Source organism: Gimesia alba, from assembly GCF_007744675.1.
Classification (GTDB): Bacteria; Planctomycetota; Planctomycetia; order Planctomycetales; family Planctomycetaceae; genus Gimesia; species Gimesia alba.
In genome coordinates, this window is record NZ_CP036269.1 from 904,924 (window position 1) to 925,148 (window position 20,225).

The 20,225-nt window shown below is 50.0% G+C and carries 15 protein-coding genes; 9 read left to right on the forward strand and 6 right to left on the reverse strand.

The features are described 5' to 3' along the window. Nucleotides 1–138: 138 nt before the first annotated feature. Complete coding sequence (locus Pan241w_RS03425) at nt 139–897, forward strand: glycosyltransferase family 2 protein (RefSeq protein WP_145210989.1); 759 nt, start codon at nt 139–141, stop codon at nt 895–897. Between the two features lie 7 nt (nt 898–904). Beyond that, nucleotides 905–1,726, forward strand: coding sequence for a glycosyltransferase family 2 protein (locus tag Pan241w_RS03430; protein ID WP_145210992.1), 822 nt, complete (start codon nt 905–907; stop codon nt 1,724–1,726). Nucleotides 1,727–1,752: 26 nt separating this feature from the next. Here the strand turns inward: Pan241w_RS03430 and Pan241w_RS03435 are convergent, their stop codons facing one another. Then, a complete protein-coding gene (locus Pan241w_RS03435) occupies nt 1,753–3,546 on the reverse strand; it encodes an arylsulfatase (RefSeq protein ID WP_145210995.1) in 1,794 nt (597 codons plus the stop codon). A gap of 342 nt (nt 3,547–3,888) precedes the next feature. Here Pan241w_RS03435 and ychF point away from each other — a divergent pair, with 342 nt between their 5' ends. The 3 genes from ychF (at nt 3,889) to hisB (ending at nt 7,004) form a co-directional block, all read left to right on the forward strand. Then, the gene (ychF, locus tag Pan241w_RS03440) at nt 3,889–4,980 is read left to right on the forward strand and encodes a redox-regulated ATPase YchF (RefSeq protein WP_145210998.1); all 1,092 of its coding nucleotides are present in this window, start codon (nt 3,889–3,891) and stop codon (nt 4,978–4,980) included. A 177-nt stretch (nt 4,981–5,157) separates the two neighbouring features. After that, nucleotides 5,158–6,222 (forward strand): histidinol-phosphate transaminase, encoded by a 1,065-nt coding sequence (hisC, locus tag Pan241w_RS03445; protein ID WP_145211001.1) that lies wholly within the window; start codon nt 5,158–5,160, stop codon nt 6,220–6,222. 194 nt (nt 6,223–6,416) lie between these two features. Then, on the forward strand, nt 6,417–7,004 hold the full coding sequence (gene hisB / locus Pan241w_RS03450; RefSeq protein WP_145211004.1) for an imidazoleglycerol-phosphate dehydratase HisB: 588 nt from the start codon (nt 6,417–6,419) through the stop codon (nt 7,002–7,004). Nucleotides 7,005–7,744: 740 nt separating this feature from the next. Here the strand turns inward: hisB and Pan241w_RS03455 are convergent. The 3 genes from Pan241w_RS03455 to Pan241w_RS03465 all read right to left on the reverse strand — a co-directional run bounded on the left by Pan241w_RS03455 (nt 7,745) and on the right by Pan241w_RS03465 (nt 12,318). Beyond that, nucleotides 7,745–8,422, reverse strand: coding sequence for a hypothetical protein (locus Pan241w_RS03455; protein WP_198000305.1), 678 nt, complete (start codon nt 8,420–8,422; stop codon nt 7,745–7,747). Nucleotides 8,423–8,596: 174 nt separating this feature from the next. Next, the gene (locus Pan241w_RS03460; protein WP_145211007.1) at nt 8,597–9,943 is read right to left on the reverse strand and encodes a DUF1552 domain-containing protein; all 1,347 of its coding nucleotides are present in this window, start codon (nt 9,941–9,943) and stop codon (nt 8,597–8,599) included. After that, nucleotides 9,940–12,318: a DUF1592 domain-containing protein gene (locus tag Pan241w_RS03465; protein WP_145211010.1), complete on the reverse strand. Its 2,379-nt coding sequence runs from the start codon at nt 12,316–12,318 to the stop codon at nt 9,940–9,942. Before Pan241w_RS03465 ends, Pan241w_RS03460 begins: the two co-directional genes overlap by 4 nt. Nucleotides 12,319–12,741: 423 nt before the next feature. Here Pan241w_RS03465 and Pan241w_RS03470 point away from each other — a divergent pair, with 423 nt between their 5' ends. Both Pan241w_RS03470 and Pan241w_RS03475 read left to right on the forward strand, forming a co-directional pair. Next, complete coding sequence (locus tag Pan241w_RS03470) at nt 12,742–14,118, forward strand: tripartite tricarboxylate transporter substrate-binding protein (RefSeq protein WP_145211013.1); 1,377 nt, start codon at nt 12,742–12,744, stop codon at nt 14,116–14,118. A gap of 59 nt (nt 14,119–14,177) precedes the next feature. Beyond that, complete coding sequence (locus tag Pan241w_RS03475; protein WP_145211016.1) at nt 14,178–15,716, forward strand: tripartite tricarboxylate transporter permease; 1,539 nt, start codon at nt 14,178–14,180, stop codon at nt 15,714–15,716. Here Pan241w_RS03475 and Pan241w_RS03480 read toward each other — a convergent pair. Further along, complete coding sequence (locus tag Pan241w_RS03480) at nt 15,672–16,181, reverse strand: hypothetical protein (RefSeq protein ID WP_145211019.1); 510 nt, start codon at nt 16,179–16,181, stop codon at nt 15,672–15,674. The two genes, Pan241w_RS03475 and Pan241w_RS03480, sit on opposite strands and share 45 nt — an antisense overlap. Nucleotides 16,182–16,605: 424 nt before the next feature. After that, on the reverse strand, nt 16,606–18,102 hold the full coding sequence (locus tag Pan241w_RS03485) for a hypothetical protein (RefSeq protein WP_145211022.1): 1,497 nt from the start codon (nt 18,100–18,102) through the stop codon (nt 16,606–16,608). Nucleotides 18,103–18,429: 327 nt separating this feature from the next. Here Pan241w_RS03485 and lgt point away from each other — a divergent pair, with 327 nt between their 5' ends. Further along, nucleotides 18,430–19,278 carry a prolipoprotein diacylglyceryl transferase gene (gene lgt, locus Pan241w_RS03490; RefSeq protein WP_198000306.1) on the forward strand — a complete coding sequence of 283 codons (849 nt, stop codon included), beginning with the start codon at nt 18,430–18,432 and terminating at the stop codon, nt 19,276–19,278. Between the two features lie 313 nt (nt 19,279–19,591). Beyond that, nucleotides 19,592–20,176 (forward strand): RNA polymerase sigma factor, encoded by a 585-nt coding sequence (locus Pan241w_RS03495; RefSeq protein WP_232107345.1) that lies wholly within the window; start codon nt 19,592–19,594, stop codon nt 20,174–20,176. Nucleotides 20,177–20,225: the final 49 nt, after the last annotated feature.

Here is a 20,225-nt window from a genome sequence, read left to right on the forward strand (position 1 = left end):
AAGGGGAGTTGATCATACTAGTATGCATCAATCAGGTACCCTCTTTTAACAGGATCGCGCACGGTTGACAATCTTGAATATTGTCCAACTTTCCTGTTAGGTGTAGCGAATTCGTAATGTAGTAAAAAAGTCAACTTTATGTCGTTATCGATTATAGTCATTGTCAAGAACGAGGAATCATCGATCCGGGATTGCCTGGCGTCGGTCGTCTGGGCGGATGAAATCATTGTATTAGATTCCGGCAGCACCGATCAGACCGTTGGAATTTGTAAAGAATACACAGACAAAGTCTATGAAACGGACTGGCCTGGTTTCGGCCCGCAGAAAAACAGGGCTCTCGAATATGCGACCAAAGAGTGGGTGCTTTCGATCGATGCAGACGAGCGAATTTCATACGATCTGCAAACAGAAATCAAACGTGTGATCCAGATGCCCAAGCGGTATGATGCCTATTCCATGCCTCGGCGTTCTAATTACTGTGGCCGCTACATGAAACACAGCGGTTGGTGGCCAGACCGCGTCGTGCGTTTGTTTCGAAGAGGGAAAGCGCATTTCAGTGATGACCTGGTTCACGAACGAATCATCGTGGAAGGCAAAACCGGAAAATTAAAAGAGCCGATCATTCACGAATCGTTATTGACCATCGAGCAGGTCTTAAACACCATGAATTCGTATTCCACCGCTGGTGCAAAAATGATGGCCGAGGAGCATCAAACTGCAGGCTTGTGTAAAGCGATCCTGCATGGTTTGTGGACCTTTCTCCGAACCTATTTCTTCCGTGCCGGTTTTCTGGATGGCAAGGAAGGATTCATGCTGGCGATTTCGAATGCTGAGGGAACGTATTATCGGTATCTGAAACTGATGGTGATCAATCGCGAGAATCAGAAAGAAGTCTGATCGTTCCATGCCTGGACTAGCTGTCATTATTACGACTTACAACTGGCCGGCTGCATTGGAAGCCGTGCTGGCTGGTTATCTCTCGCAACAGCGGCCTCCCGATGAATTGATTGTTGCCGACGATGGATCAACACAGGAAACAAGAACCGTCATTGATACGTTTCGGGATCAGGCACCGTTTCCCGTTAAGCATGTCTGGCATGCAGACGAAGGATTTCGCGCAGGTGCCATTCGGAATCGGGCAATCCAGAATTCAGAAGCAGACTATATTGTTTTCACTGACGGCGATTGTATTCCCGCACCCTGGTTTCTCCAGCAGCATCAGCGACTGGCCGACCAAGGCTGGTTCCTGTCAGGGAATCGGGTTTTGCTGTCACAACATTTTTCGCAGGAAGTGCTAGAGGAAAAGATCCCCATTCATACCTGGAATCGGCTGCAGTGGTTTCAGGCCCGCCGTCGCAAACAGATAAACCGGCTGCTGCCGTTATTCAAAATTCCCTTGGGACGCTGGTATCGGCGACGTCTGGCGAAAGCATGGGAAGGCGCCAAAACCTGTAACCTGTCTGCCTGGAAAGAGGATCTTCTGGCCGTCAATGGGTTTGATGAAGATTACACCGGTTGGGGCATGGAAGATTCTGACTTGGTACTGCGGTTGATCAGAAACGGCGTTTATCATCAGGATGCCCGGTTTGCTGCCCCCGTATTTCACTTATGGCACCCGGAAAATTCGCGTGACCAACTGGAAGAAAATCAACGTCGGCTACAGCAGTTGATAGATACCGACCGCATTCAAGCCAGAGTGGGCATTGAACAGGCTTCAGCAGGGTGAAGCATTCCTGAAAGGGAATCTCCAGACTATTCTGTACGGAATATCTCAACGAAGAATGCACCGCGTGAAACACCGTTGCCTTCATCGAGCCAGGTCTGCAGTTTTTTCTGGCCTTTGGTTAGCTCAACCGTGAAGGTTGTAGACAGGTCTCCCTCTGCCACTTTTTGTTCCAGTTTCTGGTCTCCGATTTGAATGCGGGCGATCCCTTTCTTCAGCGAATGGTGAGCAGATTCCGGGCGAGAACGAAGCGTGACTTCATAAGTCCCCGGCTGTGTCACATCAACAATCCAGAAACCATTGGCGATCGGGTTTTTGGCGATCAACTTGTGATTCCACGGGACCTGTTCGATTGGCGCGTGCCAGTCGTGGCAGGTCAGATGGGAAGGGTTTTCAGCCTGTGCGCCAAGACCAATTGCGACATAGCGACTGAACTTTGGGGTGAGACTGTCCCACCATTTTTCATATTCGGCAGTGAGGTATTTGACAACGCCCGGGTATTCGGCTGCGACATTTTTAATCTGCCCCGGGTCCGCCTGAATATCATACAGTTCTTTTTCATTCACCAGTCGCCAGCGATCGGTCATGACGGCTGATTTTCGCCACTTTTCGGGGGTTTCGATTCGTTGTGAGTGCACAATCAAGGTGCGCTTTCGCAGCTCTTCTTTTTTTCCATTTAGAATTGGAACCAGGCTGGTGCCGTCCAGTTTCAATTCACTGGACACAGTCAGGTCGCAGAGCTCTGCCAGTGTCGGAAGTAGATCAATGTGAGCAGTCAACTGGTTGATGTCTCGTCCCCCAGTGAGCTTGCCTGCGGGCCAATGGATGTAACAGGGCACTCGATGGCCTCCATCATACTCGGAACCCTTTGTTCCTCGCATCCCGGCGTTGTATCCGGGCCAGATATCAAGTATTACCGGCTTCCCTTTAGCGAGTCGGCGTTGCTGTTTTTTGGAGAGGTCTTTTTTCTTAGGACGTTGCACGCCGGCGGCAGTGCCGTTGTCGGTCATGAAAATCAGGATCGTGTTTTCTTCGAGACCTGTTTCCTTCAAATGTTGCAATAACCGCCCCATGTTTTCGTCGATGTTAGTAATCATCCCGTAAAAGGGAGCCATATTGCCGGTCACGTTTTGGGCAGCATAAGGATCACTATATTTTTTATCTACCAGATAAGGACCGTGCGGAGCATTGGTTGAGATGTAAGCAAAAAAGGGTTTTGATTTATCTTCTTCGATAAACTTCCAGGCTTCATCGAACCAGATATCCGTGCAATATCCAGTGAACTTTTCCGGTTTTCCCAGACGGAGATAGGTATCGTCAAAGTAATCGTTTTTCCAGTCGTCGGGAGTTTGTCCTACTCCGCCGCCGCCATGTTGCACAACGGTCTCAAAGCCCTGGTCTTGGGGGCGAAGTGGGTAATTATCGCCCAGATGCCATTTCCCAAAGAGCCCGGTCCGGTAGCCGTTGCTTTTGAAAATTTCTGCCAATGTGACTTCATTGGTATCCATCAGAGAACGTCCCATGATGGTATGCCAGACACCCGTCCGAGTTGAGTACCGACCTGTCATCAATGCAGACCGTGTCGGGGCACAGGTTGGGTCCACATGGAAATTCGTTAATCGCAAACTCTTCTGATAAAGCTGATCCAAATTCGGCGTTTTGATGAGTCTGTTGCCATGTGCGGCAATATCCCCATACCCCTGGTCATCAGTAATCACCAGAATAATATTCGGTTTCGCATCAGTCGGTGTGTCTGCATATGATTCTGGCCAGGTGACCAGAAAAATCAAGATGAAAGTCATAAGGTGCAAAATGGATCGCATAGCCTGCTCGTCGTAGTGTTTAGGTCTTTGGAGTGATTCAGATATAAATCGATTTTTGCATAAATATCCAAATTCCAGTTTAACTGGCCACCTCAGGGAAAGGTAGCAATATTTTAACATGTCTTCGATTTATACCCCTGTTTCAGGACCGGGGTTCGTTGTACATGCCTTCTTTTCCGTATAATCGGAAAGAAAAAGAGGAGAGAACAGGAGTTTCGATCAATTCCTTTTGATTCCTGACTACGCTATGATGATCCTCAATCAGGGGTGAGCCTCCCCCGGAAAGTTCATGTAAGTCGGGGCTCTCATTATATCACCATTTTTTAATTACTGAAAAGAGCTATGGAAGCTGGTATTGTTGGCCTGCCAAATGTAGGTAAATCGACGTTATTTAATGCCTTAACGGCGGCAGGAATTGCTAGTGAAAACTATCCCTTCTGTACGATTGAACCCAATGTGGGAATTGTCAACGTGCCAGATCCGAGGCTGGAGATAATTCACAATTATATTCCGACGGACAAAGTCATCCCTGCCATTTTAAGGCTCGTGGATATCGCTGGTATTGTACGCGGTGCTTCGGAAGGGGAAGGGCTGGGGAACAAATTTCTCTCCCATATTCGTAATGTCGATGCCATCCTGCATGTGGTCCGTTGTTTTGAAGACAGCGATGTGATCCATGTCGAAGGCAAAGTCGATCCGATCAGTGATATCGAAACGATTGATATTGAGTTAATGCTGGCTGACATGCAGACCGTTGAATCTGCGAAAGTCAAAGCGGCCAAAACAGCCCGGTCAGGGAATGCGGAAGCAAAGTCGCGGTTGGTCGTGCTGGAGGCGTGTGCGGAAAGATTGTCTCAGGAACAACCACTGCGTGGGTTGACGTTTGATAATCCGGATCAGCAGAAAATCTTCAAAGGATATCAGTTCCTGACAGCCAAGCCGGTTCTCTACCTGGCAAATGTCGATGAAGATGATGTTCTCGGAGAAGGGGAACTTGTACAACGGGTTCGGGAACGTGCCGCTCAAGAAGGGGGCGACGTGGTTCCCGTCTGCGGTCGATTGGAAGCTGAGATCGCCGAACTGGATGAAGCCGATCGTAAGGAAATGCTCGAGAGCGTTGGATTGGAAGAACCGGCACTAGCTGTCGTCGCCCGTGCTGCTTACCACACCCTCGGACTGCAGAGTTATTTCACTGCCGGGAAAATCGAAATTCGTGCCTGGACGATCCCTATCGGAGCGACTGGTCCCCAGGCCGCGGGTGTCATTCACTCTGATTTTGAACGCGGCTTTATTCGTGCAGAAATTTATTCGGTAGCTGACCTGGAAGAATATAAGTCCGAAAAAGCGATCCGAGAAGCCGGCAAACTTCGCGTCGAAGGGAAAGAATATATTATGCAGGACGGTGATATCTGTCACTTCCTGTTTAATGTCTAAGGCAAGGGTTAGTCGCTATGTTTGCAGGGGTTTTTCTGAAGTTCGAAATTTTGGAAACGAACTTCACTTTTTTGAGAACTCTTGTCTGGATTAACTTGTCTTATTTCAGGTTCTTATCGGGAAATCCGATGAATACTCAGACGGGCCAACTATTTCGCTTTTATAGAGATCAACAATATGAGTCTGTTTCGTACTCAAGTTCAAAAGATGGAAGGCTACACTCCCGGTGAGCAACCTCAGGAATCTGGCTGGGTCAAACTCAATACCAATGAGAATCCCTACCCTCCCTCGCCGGATGTGAAAGAGGCTGTACAGAAGGCCCTCGAAGGGCGTTTGAATATTTACCCAGATCCGCTTGCGACAGAATTTCGGAAAGTTGCATCTGAATTGTTTCAGGTCGATCCTGACTGGATCCTGCCCGGAAATGGCAGTGATGAAATATTAACGATTCTGATGCGGACGTTTGTAGATCCGAATGAAATCGTTTCTGCGCCTTATCCCAGTTACACATTGTATGAAACATTGGCAGAAATTCAGGGAGCCCGGTTTCAGAAAATTCAACTCCAGCCCGACTGGAACTGGCCTGTCGCCGATGCACTGGAAGTCGCAGCAAAAAGTAAAATTCTGTTTGTGCCCAATCCGAATGCGCCTTCCGGAAACCGTTGGCCCGATGAAGACCTTTTGTCGTTGATTCCCACAGAGGGAGTCCTCGTGCTGGATGAAGCCTACGGCGATTTTTGTGACAGACCACACCGGTGTGAAGTGTTAAAGGCCGGCTTCGGTGAAAAGATTGTGGTTACTCGCACTCTGAGTAAGTCGTACAGTCTGGCGGGCATTCGCTTCGGCTTTGCCGTCGCGCATCCGGAGCTGATTCGCGGCATGCGAAAGGTCAAGGACAGTTATAACTGCAACACGCTTTCCCTGGCAGCTGCGACGGCGGCACTCAAAGATCAGGACTGGATGCAGGCCAATACGAATCGAATTCGAACGACGCGCAATCAGCTGATTACACAACTCAGTGATCTGGGATTTGAAGCGGTCGACAGCCAGACGAATTTTGTCTGGTGTACTCACCCCGATCGCGAACATGAACGTCGTTATCAGGAATTGAAACGTCGCAAAATTCTGGTGCGTTATATGAAGTTTTCTCTGGAAGAAGGCGTTCTGGACGGACTCAGAATCACGGTCGGGACCGACGAAGAGGTCGGGCAGGTCGTCGATGCCTTACGCGAGATCGGCTGAATCATTGTTAAATCGGGTATAGCTTGCCTTTCGCTCAGGTCGGGTTAAACCGGTTATACGATTCACACCGCCGACCAGCATGGGAATTCGGACCAAGTCCTTCGGCATTGCTGATGCATTTTTGAGAATCAATCACCGGGCTGTAAGATTATAAAGCTGAAACCTTGATCCTTTAACACATGAGTCCCCTTAAGATGAGTCGCAAAGCATCCATTAAACGTGAGACCGCCGAAACCCAGATCGAATTAACCTTGGAGCTGGATGGCAGTGGCAAATCAGATATCCAGACGGGCGTTGGTTTCTTCGATCATATGCTCACGTTGCTGGCCCGACATGCCTTGTTTGATTTGACCATCAAAGCGAACGGCGATCTCGATGTTGACTATCATCACACGGTAGAAGATGTCGGAATCTGTCTGGGAAAAACGCTCAACGAAGCGTTGGGGGATAAACAGGGAATCACGCGTTATGGTTCGATGACCATTCCCATGGAAGAAACACTCGTCACAACGGCTCTCGATTTAAGCGGCCGCTCCTGGTTCATTTTCAAGGTCGATTTTCCGACTGAAAAAGTGGGACAGTTCGATACTGAACTGGTGCGCGAATTCTGGCAGGCGTTCTCTTCGAATGGATTATTAAACCTGCATCAGGTACTGCATCACGGCGCGAATAGCCATCATATTGCAGAAGGTTTATTCAAAGGTACCGCGCGTGCGCTGAGACAGGCGGTTTCGATTGACTCTCGCCAACAGGGAGTCCCTTCTTCCAAGGGTATCCTGTAATCAACACCGCGTTTATTTGCTGTTTGCAAAAATGAAAACACGATCGTTGATGCGTGTGACTTTCAGAATGTAAACAGAAACGCAAGTGTCAACGTTCGGTAATCTATCCTGATCGAAAAAAACGAATTTTTTTTTCGTGCGCTTTTTCTTCTCATCTATGTTGACTCTTTGGGAAGAAAAGTTACCCTGAGAATTAGGTTTGGTTTGTCACAGAGCTCGAATCCGTTTTCATTTAAAACATCTTTCGATCTCAAAAAACATGCCACCTGAGTAAACTTATTTTACTGCCATTCCGACTCGGACTGTTTCCAGTCAAAACCTAAATAGGCATCGAAGTCTGATGAAATTGATCTTTCGAGAACAACTTTAAAACAGGCAGAGGTGTTTCAGCCACGAACCGTATTTTGATTGAATGACGCGTCAGTATTTGACTTTTTAGTCATATATTTGCGATCAGTTTCTATCTGTTAATACGGTCTAGTAGTTAAGTCTTAGGTGATGACAGATTGCATTCCGGACGGGATTGATAAAGTCAGATAGGGGAACTCCCGGAAAAAACCGCTTGTGTCAATACGGATGACAACTTGGGTTGTTTTGACTGCCGAATTTAATGGCCTATAAGTGTCAGCGGCAGCCTAGGACTTGATGGCTCTATACGGATTTTGAGAAAGTTGGTTGGTAGTCAAATCTATTGTGATTGAAGCTCACAATTAATCTTTTCGGGAGTTTCCTTTTTTCTATTACGCAGCGGCCTGCTCTTCGGCCGCGATTTCATACAGCAACGCGTTTTTTTCTTTTCCCACCAAAGTAATCGCACCCGTGTTGCGCAGGCAGTACGCCATCTTCTGTGCCAGCCACCGCTGGACGCCGGCTGCTTCTGCCAGATGCTTTGTATGAAAGGGAGAAGGAAGTTTTCCCGGAATCAGGTTCAAGAGGTCTGACGCCGTAGTGAGTTCAATTTGCTCTTCAACCGAACGCAATACCCGATCCTCGACCCGATAATCTTTTCCCCTCCAGCGTCGTGGCTTGCGGGCGATCCGATGCTCTTCCTGAATTGTCAGCGCTACTTCCAGCGTCAGCCGTGGATGCGGAAACACATTCGTAAAGTGAACCAGATCTTCAAACAGATCAAACACCGATCCCCGGCTGGGGCTGAAACGAGCCGAGATCGGTTCGCCGTTTTTTTTCTTCCGCTTGACCAGATACTTGCGAATGGCAATTGGCTTGACGACGTGCACGTCATGGTCTTTCAACAGACATCTGACTTTGTCCCGGATTGCTCCCAGCGAGCCGTGCTGAATTTCGATCAGGCGATCACCGTCGACGGCATCAATGCGGTAGGAACCCAGGGTGATTTCCTCGCAATCTGCATTCGGTGCATAATACGATTTCAATTGACGATGCAGAGAGGTTTCCATACCAGGTGCATGTTCTGGTGAATGTGGGGTTGTCTGTGTAAGCTGTGCGAATTGAGGCGCATGTTAAGACAGAGCGAAATATGTGTCTATACGAATCTGAAACGCAAACAGGCTGCCCACTGGATCGAGTGAGCAGCCTGAACAAAGTAAATATATTGAATCGCGTCAGTCGTACTACGAGTCGATGACTGTCAGACGACCTGTGCTGTCACCAAACGATTGCACGGGAGCACCTGCACGATCAAGCATTGAGACAAACAGATTGCTCAGTGGCGTTTCGCTTGGTAATTGATGATGGTAGCCGGTCTTAATCGTACCGCCACCTTTACCCGCCAGTATGATCGGCAGATCATGGTGTGTATGACGATTTCCATCGCCGAGTGCACTACCGTAACAGATCATGGAATTGTCCAGTAGATTACTGTTCCCTTCCGGCGTTGATTGCAGGCGATTCAGGAAGTAAGCAAACTGGCTCGTCAGATATTCATCAATCTTCTGAATATCGGCCATTTTCTTTTCATCGTTGCGGTGGTGAGACAATTCGTGATGTCCCGAATTCACGCCCACCATCGGGTAGGTGCGGTTACTGCCGGCATTGCCAACCATGAAGGTTGCAATGCGTGTTGTATCCGTCTGGAATGCGAGAACCAGCAGGTCATACATCAGATGGATATGTTCCTCCAGATCACTGGGAATACCAGCGGGCAGTTGCATTTCAGGTGGCTTAATTTTTTCGTGTTGCGTACTGCGTTCGATTCGCTGTTCAATCTCACGGACACTGGAAAAATATTCGTCGATCTTGCGTTTGTCACTTTTGCCAAGCTGTTTTTTCAGCTGATCGGCGTCATGCTTGACCAGATCCAGAATACTCTGGCGATCTTTCATATGACGGGCACGCTGTTTTTCTCGTTCCGCACCACCACCGAACAAACGTTCGAATGCCAGTTTCGGTACAATTTCTTTTGCCGTCGGAGTCGAAGGTGTTCGCCAGGAAATATTGGATGAGTAAGCACAACTGTAACCGGAGTCACATTGGCCTGCATTACGTCCGCGAACCAGACCCAGCTCCAGAGATGGAAGTCGAGTCTGGTGTCCGACCTGTTGTGCAGCCACCTGGTCGACCGAGATGCCGGCTTTGATGTCGGCACCACTGGTTTTGGTCGGGTGGGAGCTGGTGAGATACACCCCAGCACTGCGAGCATGATCGCCGGCACCGTCGCCTAGAGCACGTCCATTGATTTGAGCCAATCCCGAGATCACGTTGATGTCCGATTTCAGACTTTCAAGCGGCCTCAGGGATTTGGGTAATTCATAGCCGCTTCCGGTGGTCTTTGGCATCCACGAAGGGCCAATGACTCCATTGGGGAAAAAGATGAACGCGGTTCTCACAGGAGCTTTTCCGGCGGTGGCGGCTGCAGCCGAGACCAGACTGGAATGGGGCTGCATGATCTCCAGCAATGGCAGCGCCATTGTGGTTCCGATTCCTTTGAGAAAGGTACGACGTTTCAGAAGCTGTGTCATTTTGAGGACCTCTTTGACGTTTTCAGGAAAGGATCGCTGAGTACGATTTCGGTGACGAGCGCCGAAAAGCGATATCCCTTGGCGGTAAAGTTCGCGGTGATTTCATCAATGGCACATTTGTCGTAGAACTCTACTCCACGACCAATGGCATAAGTCAGCATCTTCTCTGTTAAAGATCGGCAGAATCCCTGTTTCTGCTGTTCCAGAATTGTAATTAATTCGATCGGTCCGTTGAAAGACTCACCACTGGGCAACAGACCCGATGAATCAATTTTATTCCGGCCTTCTTTATCTCTCCAGCGCCCGATGGCATCGAAATTTTCAAATCCCAGCCCCAGGGGGTCCATTTGATCATGACAAGCAGCACAACCAGGAATTTTTCGGTGTAACGCCAGCTGCTCCCGTAATGTTGCATTGGGCTTCGCACTGGCTGATTCTTCCAGCTCAGGCACATTCGGTGGAGGTGTAGGGGGGGGCGTTCCCAGAATATTTTCCATAATCCATTTTCCCCGTTTTACCGGAGAAGTCCGTCCAGGGTTCGAAGTCAGTGTCAGGATACTGGCCTGGGTAATCAGTCCTGCCCGTCTCGTCTTATCGAGTTTGACCTTCTGAAATTCTTCCCCTTTGACTTCTTTGTTACCATAAAATTTTGCCAGCCGTTCATTCATAAAAGTGTAATCGGCGTTGATGAATTCGATCACGCTCCGATCTTCTTTCATGATGTGAGCAAAGAATTCTTCCGTTTCATGTCGCATGTCTTCTTTCAACTGCGTACTGAAGCCGCGGAACTTGCGAGGATCGGGAGTCAACTCTTCCAGGTTACGCAGATTCAGCCACTGACCGGCAAAGTTCTCGACGAATGCTTCCGACTTGGGATCTGCCAGCATGCGTTTGACTTCTACCTGCAAGGTGCGTGGATCGGTGAGCCGCCCTTGTGCTGCCAGACTGAACAGTCTTTCGTCCGGCATGCTGCTCCACAAAAAGTAAGACAGCCGCGATGCAATTTCGTACTGGGCGACATTCTGCACGTCACCGCTGCCGCCAGGATTCTGAATGCCTTCAATGCGGAACAGGAAGTGAGGCGAGACCAGAATCGCCTGGACTCCCACCTGGATTCCCTGCTCGAACGTTCTGCCTGATTTCACCGTCGCTTCGACCAGCTCGACGACAGGTTTGACTTCATCACGGCTGACGGGGCGACGGAAAGCCCGTGTCCCAAAGTCTCGTAAAATCTTCTCTGCACAATAACGAACTGATCGCCGACTGTCGGGAGTACAGGTGATGATTTCATTGTGTGATTTCGGAAGATCAGAGGGAAGCTGGCCCAGTGGTCCTTTATATGCTACGTCGAACACATACAGGTTGCGGTCTCGTTTTTTCGGCGGTCCTTTGGGATCGTAAAAGTCGTTCAAAAAGGAGATCGAAAGGACGTGCTTCCCTTTCGGCAGTGAAATCGCCTTGGGGAAAGTAAAGGTTTTGGGAACGCTTCTGTTTGCTTTGACATCAAATGTTTTCAGTAGTTTTCCATCCAGCTTGACTTCCATCTTCGCTGGATCTTTACCCGCCGGAGTTTGGCCGGCAACAATCCGAAATTCATATTGGCCCGCCTGTTTCAGATTGATCGTTCCCAGGATCGTGCCGCGCGAGTGAAAACCGGCGCTGCGTTTACTGATATTGACGGCCCCCTCTTTCTTAAAGCTTTTCTCCGGGATCTTCGTCCAGGGATAACTCTCAGGAGTGTTTGCAAAAATGGCCTTCTCTGAAATCTGTTCCGCAGCATCCAGATACTTTTCCATCAACAGTGGCGGCAATGACAGGACATCACCAATGTTGTCAAAACCGTAACCGACATCATCGGAGGGAAAGTTTTTCGCAGGCTGAAAATCAATGCCGACCAGGTCGCGGATTGTGTTGTTGTATTCATTACGATTCAATCGCCGGATCGTAACCCGACCAGGGTTTACATCGCCCGAACAGTCGACTCCGTATAAGGCATCGTCAAACCAGGCCAGAACATCTTCCCGTTCTTTATCGGTCGGCAGAGTTCCGGCGTCTTTCGGGGGCATCGATTGAATCTGAATGCGTTTGACAATTTTTCCCCAGGCTTCCCGCTGTTCCAGAATGCTGGATCGGGTATTGTATTTCTCCAGCGACAGGCCGGCTTCTGCTTCATCACCCGTATGGCAGTCGAGACAGTATTTCGTGATAAATTGTTTGACATTTGATTGAAACTGTTTTTCCGATTTCTCAACACTCGACAGCTCTGCGTTCGTCAAAGCGGGGTTGGTCAATAACAGCAGACAGCCCAGAGAATAGAAAATTCCCCGGGAAAGTGTTCGTGGCAAGAAATGGAAAGTGGTCTCGATCATTCGCATTCTAGTCAAACCTTCGGGTGGGTTCTCAGGCTGATTGCTTTCGTGTGGTTCAAATTCGAAAGCAGTGAGCGCGACGATTGCACACGATCAAACTGAGGCAGGTAGTTATTTGGCAGGATTCTTTGCATATAGCCTAACCTCCTGTCTGACCATTTTGCAAGATCAGACATCACCGGATCTCTTGTGAAGAGGCAGATTTATGATGCAAACGCCCGCTCTCCTGAATTCTACCCGATAGACTCCTGCAGAGTTTCAATTTTTTTGGTTGTTAACTAATTCAATGGAACTTGCTGATTCCCTCTAACCCGTATTAGCTGGTCGTTGACAGGCTGTTTCTCTCTCTGCATCCTTTATACAGAAGCCCGCTTTGAAAGCCGGTTTTTTACAGAAAAAATATAGGAAAGCATTTTCGGTACTGAACTGATGAATCAAAACGCGCTCACTAACACGACAGTTCGATATTGGCCGCTCCTGCTCTGTCTGATGTTATTCAGCGGCTGTGCCTCCGAATCGGTAGACGATTATCCCGATCGTCCCATCACCATCATCTGTCCCTGGTCGGTTGGCGGAGCAACGGATCGTACCTCCCGGCAGGTCGCGGTCTTTCTCGAACAGGAACTCGGGGTTCCCGTCAATGTGATCAATGCAACAGGCGGGCGAGGAGTCACCGGTCACAGTCGTGGCTTGAATGCCCGTCCCGACGGCTACACGCTGGCGGTAATCACCGGCGAATTAAACATGCTGCACTGGCAAGACCTGACCTCGCTGACGTATCAGGATGCGGTTCCGATTATCTCGCTCGTTGATGGAGCGGCGGCCGTTTTTGTCAAAGACGATTCTCCTTTTCACAGCATGCAGGAACTTCAGGACTACGTTAAACAGAACCCCGGAAAATTAACCGCGACCGGAACCGCCAGTGGCGGGATCTGGCACCTGGCTCTGGCGGGCTGGCTCGATTTCAGCGGGTTGAATGCCGACGATATCAAATGGATTCCCATGAACGGCGCAGGGCCCTCTTTACAGGAACTGGCCAGTGGCGGAGTCGATCTGGTCTGCTGCAGTCTGCCCGAAGCGAAAACACTGTTTGAATCGGGGCAGGTTCGTTGCCTGGGCGTGATGACCGAAGAACCATTGGCGGAATTCAAAGATGTCCCCACCTTTAAGTCGCAAGGCATGGACTGGTCGATCTCAGGCTGGAACGGCCTGGCACTTCCGTTGGATACACCTCAGCCCATTGTTGAGAAAATATCCAGCGCGATGAAAAAAATCACCAGCGGCGAAGCCGTCGTGCAAGACAAAACGTTTCCCGAATTCATGCAGGCCGCCGGGTTAAGTACCCGCTACCGCGCTGATGATGAATTCGCCGGCTTTCTGAAATCGAATGATCAAACACTGGGAAAACTTTTAACAAGCGACGCCTTCAGGCAGATGTCTTCTCGAGGCACCGGGCCGCTCGTCTTTCCGGCGATGCTCGCTGTTGCCAGTTGTTTCATTTTAGTCTGTCTGGCCGTCCAGAAAAAAGTCCACGCCCTGGCGCCGGATGTTTCCAGTGAGACCGTCACCTCTCAGGGAATTGTAAATACCATTCTCGTCCTCCTTGGAATCGTGGCCTACTTATTGTTTGCAGAAAAACTGGGTTTCATTCTGACAGCCGGCGCCATTCTGTTCCTGCTGTTGTGGAAATTTGGCACTCGCTGGTGGATGAGCGCGTTGATCGTCGTCTGTTTCGTTCCCGGCATATATACCCTGTTCGCCCAGCTCCTGCGTGTCCCGCTGCCGCGAGGTTTATTGGGCTGGTAAGCCACTACACACGTCTCCCTTCTTATTCCGTCTGTCGTCAAACGCATTGAAGTAACAACATGGAATCATTCATTACCGCGTTACAGAATCTGGCATCTCCCGAGGTGCTGCTGGTGATTTTCCTCTCAGCCGTCTACGGCTTGTTTGTTGGTTCCATTCCCGGATTGACGGCGACCATGGCGGTCGCTCTGTTAATCCCGCTCACATTTTATCTGGACAATCTCACCGCGATCGCTACGATCGTGACTCTTGAAGCCTGCAGTATTTTTGCCGGCGATATACCGACAACGCTGGTCCGCATACCGGGGACTCCGTCGTCGGCAGCATATACCGACGATGCGTATTCCCTCACCCGGCAAGGTCTGCATGAAACCTCTCTGGGAGTCTCGCTGGTCTTCAGCGTGGCGGGCGGCCTGTTCGGTGCTCTGATTCTCATTCTCGCGGCGCCTCTCCTGGCAAAAATTGCGTTTCAGTTTACGACGTACGAATACTTCTGGTTGTATGTACTGGGCTTGAGCTGTGCGGCCATCGTTTCCACAGGCTCGCGACTCAAAGGTGCCCTGGCACTGATGATCGGGCTGATGTTTTCCACCGTCGGCCTGAGTGAAGTCCACAGCGTTCCCCGGTTTACATTTGGCTTTGATGAACTCTTTACCGGCATCAATTTCATTCCTGCCATGATTGGTCTGTTCGGCCTTTCAGAAGTCTTTCGAAATTGCCTGACCTCCAAAACCGACGAAGTAGCCGAAAAACTGGAATCAGCACATATCAAGGAAGACGACCATTCTCTGTGGAAACATTTAAAGCCCGTCTTCGGCGGCGTTCTACCCCAGCTCTGGAAACGCAAATTCAGCTGGTTTCGTTCCAGCTGCATTGGCTCTACCATCGGCATGATTCCCGGCGCCGGTGCCGACATTGCTGCCTGGATCTCATACGCGGTCTCCAAAAAATTCTCCAAGACCCCCGAAGAATACGGCAAAGGATCGCTCGACGCCGTCGGCGATGCCACCAGTGCGAATAATTCCGCACTCGCGGGTGCCTGGATTCCCGCTCTGGTTCTGGGAATTCCCGGCGACTCGGTTACGGCGATTGTGATTGGTGTGCTGCTCATGAAAAATATTACTCCCGGCCCCGCGATCTTTGAAAACCCCGATCAACTTGTGCTCGTGCATGGCATCTATCTCACCTTTATTGTCGCGAATCTGTTGCTCATCCCGCTCGGCTTTCTGGCAATTCGCAGCGGCGCCCAACTCGTACGCGTTCCCCGCCGTATTTTGATGCCTTTGATTCTGATGTTCTGTGTCGTGGGCTCCTATTCCATTAACGGCAGTTACTTCGATGTCTGGGTCATGCTCGGCATGGGCATCTTAGGATTCTTTCTTGAAGTCTTCGCGATCCCGCTCGGACCCGTGGTACTCGGCATCATCCTCGGCAGCCAGTTAGAACAATCCTTCGTACAGAACCTGACCAAGGATGACAGTTTCCTTTCCTTCTTCAATCGTCCGATTTCCGCAGGCCTCGGCATTTTCTGTATCGCACTCTGGCTCTATCCATTATTGATGCCTCTCTTGAGGAAAAAAGAACAGGTCGCCAATTAAATATTTCTGACAGTTCCATTTTTTCAGTGAACTTTTCGTATCTGACTTCGCAATTTTCAGCATGGAAATCAGCTTGACACCGCGGTGCCCTTCGTGAAACTCTGCAGTTGCGCGTCGCGCGCGAGAGAACTGAACCGTGCAGTTCCCAATGTTGACGACTGCTGACTTTTCCATCATCAAAAACAGGGCGTTTTTTAATTCACACACCTGCACAACGCTCTGAACTAACCGCATAACACCTGCTTTTTTTATGCGGGTCGACACACTTCGGACCACATTCCGCACAGAACCAACACCGCTCCGCACTGCATGAACCACAGTCTGACACAATTCGGCACCAAAGCGGATTGACAGCCTCACGCCGTTCGCGATGATCTGTGGTATGCGAACAACAAACAGAATGAAATGCAGGAAAACAAACATGTTTATCACGTTTTCATCCCATTGTTTCTCTTCTTTGATCATGCTGTCAGTCTCTCCTGCATTTCTATCACTTAGAATTGGTAAATGGTTTGCACTGCCGGACAAGACGGTCAGTGGCACACGATGAGTTTGATTGGGTGAGGCAAGTTTCCCGGTATTTCTTCGTTATCTCTGGAATCTCCTGCTTGCTGTGCTCAGGCCGGATTGCATCCGAACCCACCCTTTCGTGTCTTTTCGGTGTAGAAAAAAACATGACGAGTCCAAAAGTCCAATGTCCTGTTCCACTGGTGTGTGCCACTAGTGTGTGCCACTGTCGGCTTGTCCGACAGTGCTGGTTCCAGGATTCCATTCCTATTCACGCGCGGAACGGACCCGGGGAAATCCCACACAGGATGACAGTAAAAAATCGTACCTGAGAGACGTGGATTCGCCGAGATGAACATCACGCACTCACGGGTGCAAACCGTCAGGCAGCCCGCCGTTGCAGAATCACCTGGCCGGCCCGCACAAGACCCAGGCTGACAAACGCCAGCGTTGGCAGTAACAACGGCATCAGGAACCGTTCTCCGGCGGCGATCGGCAGATACCAGGCAAACGCCAGCCAGAACAGCAGCATCCAGATCAAATACAAGCGTCGTGCCGGCCCCGTTTCCGACAACAGTCCCACCAGCAGAAACGGCACCGCCAACAGGCCAAAGAACAATCGCCCTTCTTCAAACGGGAGCGGCCCCAGACTGCGCAGGAAAATGAAGACCTGCCACAAGAGCCCTTTCACTTCGCGTTTGACGATGGTGGCTACCGAGTGAGTCTGCAAATAGTTCCGGGCGGCCTGACTGAGTGAACCTTGCTTTGCCAGGGCATGCGGCTCCGTGAATTCATCCTGAAACATCAGATACGAATTCGCATTAAACGTCGGGCTGCCATACACGCGCGCATTTCGCACCAGCAACGGCGAGGCGATTACCGCGAAACTCGCCACCAGCAGGCAGACGCTGACCAGAATCGTTTTCAACGAAGCGGTTGTTGTTTGAGTCTGCGTTGGTGCGGCGGCACTTTCAGTATTCGTGTGACTTTGTTTTTTGAATCGCGAACAGAGCCCACTCCAGTTCACTGCATACGAACAGAGCCAGAGTAAGAGCCCCAGCAGCAACAATAGCGCCGTTCCTTTCGTGAGCCACGCCAGTCCCAGCATCAGCCCCAACCCAATCAAAGGCACATAAGGAATTTTGAGAGCCGCTCTGAGATCGGGCAGTCGTAACACAATCAGCCACAGGCAGGCGACAAAAAATAACAGCAGCCCTTCACAGACGACCCGCCCCGTCAATTGGCAATAGGCGACATTCACACTGAGTAAAAACCCCGTCAGCCCTCCTGTCAGATTTCCATACTGCCGCGCGATTCCGATTGAGAAAATCAACAGAGCCAATAAACCGAACATCGCCGACAGGCGTTTGCCCGCTTCATAGTCAGGAAAGAATGAGAGCAACGCGACGTAGAGCGGGTGCTGGTTGGCTTCCTTGTAGTCTCCCGCAAACAGCTGACGCATCAAAACCGTCGCGCCCCCGGATTCCTGAACCGTTTTGGCCTGCGTCAGAAACGCGGCCTGATCATTGTTCGCCGGCTTCGGTTGCTGCGGAATCAGATTGATCATCACCACGAAATACACAATCATCGAAAACGAGAGCAACAGACTGCCCAGCCAGTGATCCGCGGGATTCGTCGCCTCAGAAAAAATGCGGCATCCGTTTTTTGCTTTTTGCAGAACCTGTTCCCAAAAGCGGTTGGGCACCAGGCAGCCGGCGACTCCGATCAGAGCAGACACCACGCAGCAGGCGGCTGCTGCCGAAGCCAGGGAAGGGCGCTCTACGAGGACCGCCCCTTTGAGTTGCACGATCTCCCATAATGCCAGACCGGAGATGCCAGCCAGGGCACCGGATACTAGTCTGGGAACGAGGGTGTTCATCAGGCAAGCAACCTTTCTGAAGTCGACGGGCGAATATACTAGTGGAGTGTCATTTTTAAATTTTGGGTTGATAGATATCACGAGAGTGCGACAACGGAGCACGTAAACAACACTCCTAACCCTCAATTTCTAGCTTGACAAAGCACTAGAGGTCGTCCTGAAACAGGTTAATAAAAACCGAAACAGGCTAATAAAACGGAATTCGGACTAGGCTTAAAGTGACGAATGGTCTATCTTTCGGTCTGATAAGCATAGCATATTTGAGCCGTTCTGAAATCACAGAATTAATCAGAACGCCCATTTTTGAATTCGGGAGTAATGAGTCACGTGTATTCAGTGATCGCCCATCTGTCGTGGGACATTAACCGTATCCTGTTTGAATTCGGCCCGATTAAGATCCGTTATTACGGTCTCTTTTTCACCGCCGGTTTCATCTGCGGCTATCTTCTGCTCCGCTGGATGTATCGCACGGAAAACAAAAACGTCGACGATGTCGATTCGCTGCTGATCTATATGGTGATCGGAACGATTGTCGGTGCCCGGTTAGGACATTGCCTGTTTTATCATCCCGCTTACTTTTTTGAGAAACCAATTCGCTTTCTGGAAATCTGGAAAGGCGGCCTGGCCAGTCACGGTGCCGCCGTCGGCATTACCATTTCCGCCTGGCTCTACTCACGGAAACACAAGGATCAATCCCTGTTGTGGCTGATGGATCGTTTAGCGATTCCCGTCGCACTGGCCGGCTTTTTCATCCGCATCGGCAACTTTTTCAATTCCGAAATTCTGGGACGCGCTTCCGATGTTCCCTGGGCGGTGATCTTTGTGAATGGTCTGGAACTCGACAAAGAAGCTCAGATGACGCCCCGGCATCCGGTGATGCTGTATGAATCACTCTGCTACGGCTGCATTTTTCTCATTCTCTATCTGCTCTACCGCAAGTATCGTGCGGCAACCCCTGGCGGCTTACTGGTTGGTCTGTTCTTTGTTCTGGTCTTTACCGCCCGCTTTGTGCTGGAATTCTTCAAGCTGCGACAAGCCGAATTTGCACAAGGGTTACCCCTCAGCGTCGGGCAGATGCTCAGTATTCCGCTGGTCATCGCCGGTGTTCTCCTGCTGATTTATCGCAGACCTGTCGCATCGACAGAGAGTATCGCGGCCCCCGAAAAAAAGAAATAAGCGACATTTACTGAGTTTGTGTTCACTTTTCTGGGTTAGGAATTGTCGTCGCAGACGTCTTTATAAGTAGGCAAATAGCAGGCAAAGATGTGTGCTTTTGTTTATTTCAGGGATCGTATTGCCTTAAATCATAGATCCTAGTAAAGTTCGCGAGCAAAATACTCAGATTTTACTACTAGTGATCAGGTCTATTCCGCTTTTGGAATTCGGTTGTTTTTTTGCAACACGGATCTTTGACTCAGGTGTATAATGAGGTGCAGGCTTAACTCGCTTGCTGCCAGCTGGCAGCCGTTTTAATGAATTGAGGCGATTTGTGGCTCTCACGGATATTGATAAAAATTTGCTCAAACGCTGTCTGGCGGAAGAGCCGGGTGCATGGAAGGATTTCGTTGACCGGTTTATCGGCCTGTTCACGCATGTAATTCATCACACTGCCCATGCCCGCAGTATTCGTGTCACCGACAACGATGTCGAAGATCTGCTCTCAGAAGTCTTTCTGGTTCTGTTGGCGAATGACTACCGCGTCCTGCGAAACTTTCGGGGTAACAGTTCACTGGCGACCTACCTCACGGTCGTCTCTCGTCGTGTTGTGGTAAAAAAAATGGTGGAACGCCGGATGGCTGAAGCATTGGGGCATGTTTCCACCAAATCCAAACTGGAATCAATCTCTGAAGAAACGCGGCATCAACAGGCGCTGGAAGATCAGGAAGAGATCCAGAACATGATCAAGCAACTGCCGCCCGCAGATGCACAGATTGTGGAGCAATACCATCTGCAGGGAAAGTCCTACCAGCAGATCAGTAGCGAATTGGATATCCCCGAGAATTCGATCGGGCCGACACTCTCACGGGCACGTAACCGTATGCGTGAAGACAAATCCAAAACGCGTACGCTCTAAGCATCTGTTTGTTCCTTTCGATTTGAATGAGAATTCATCTCGGCCAGGA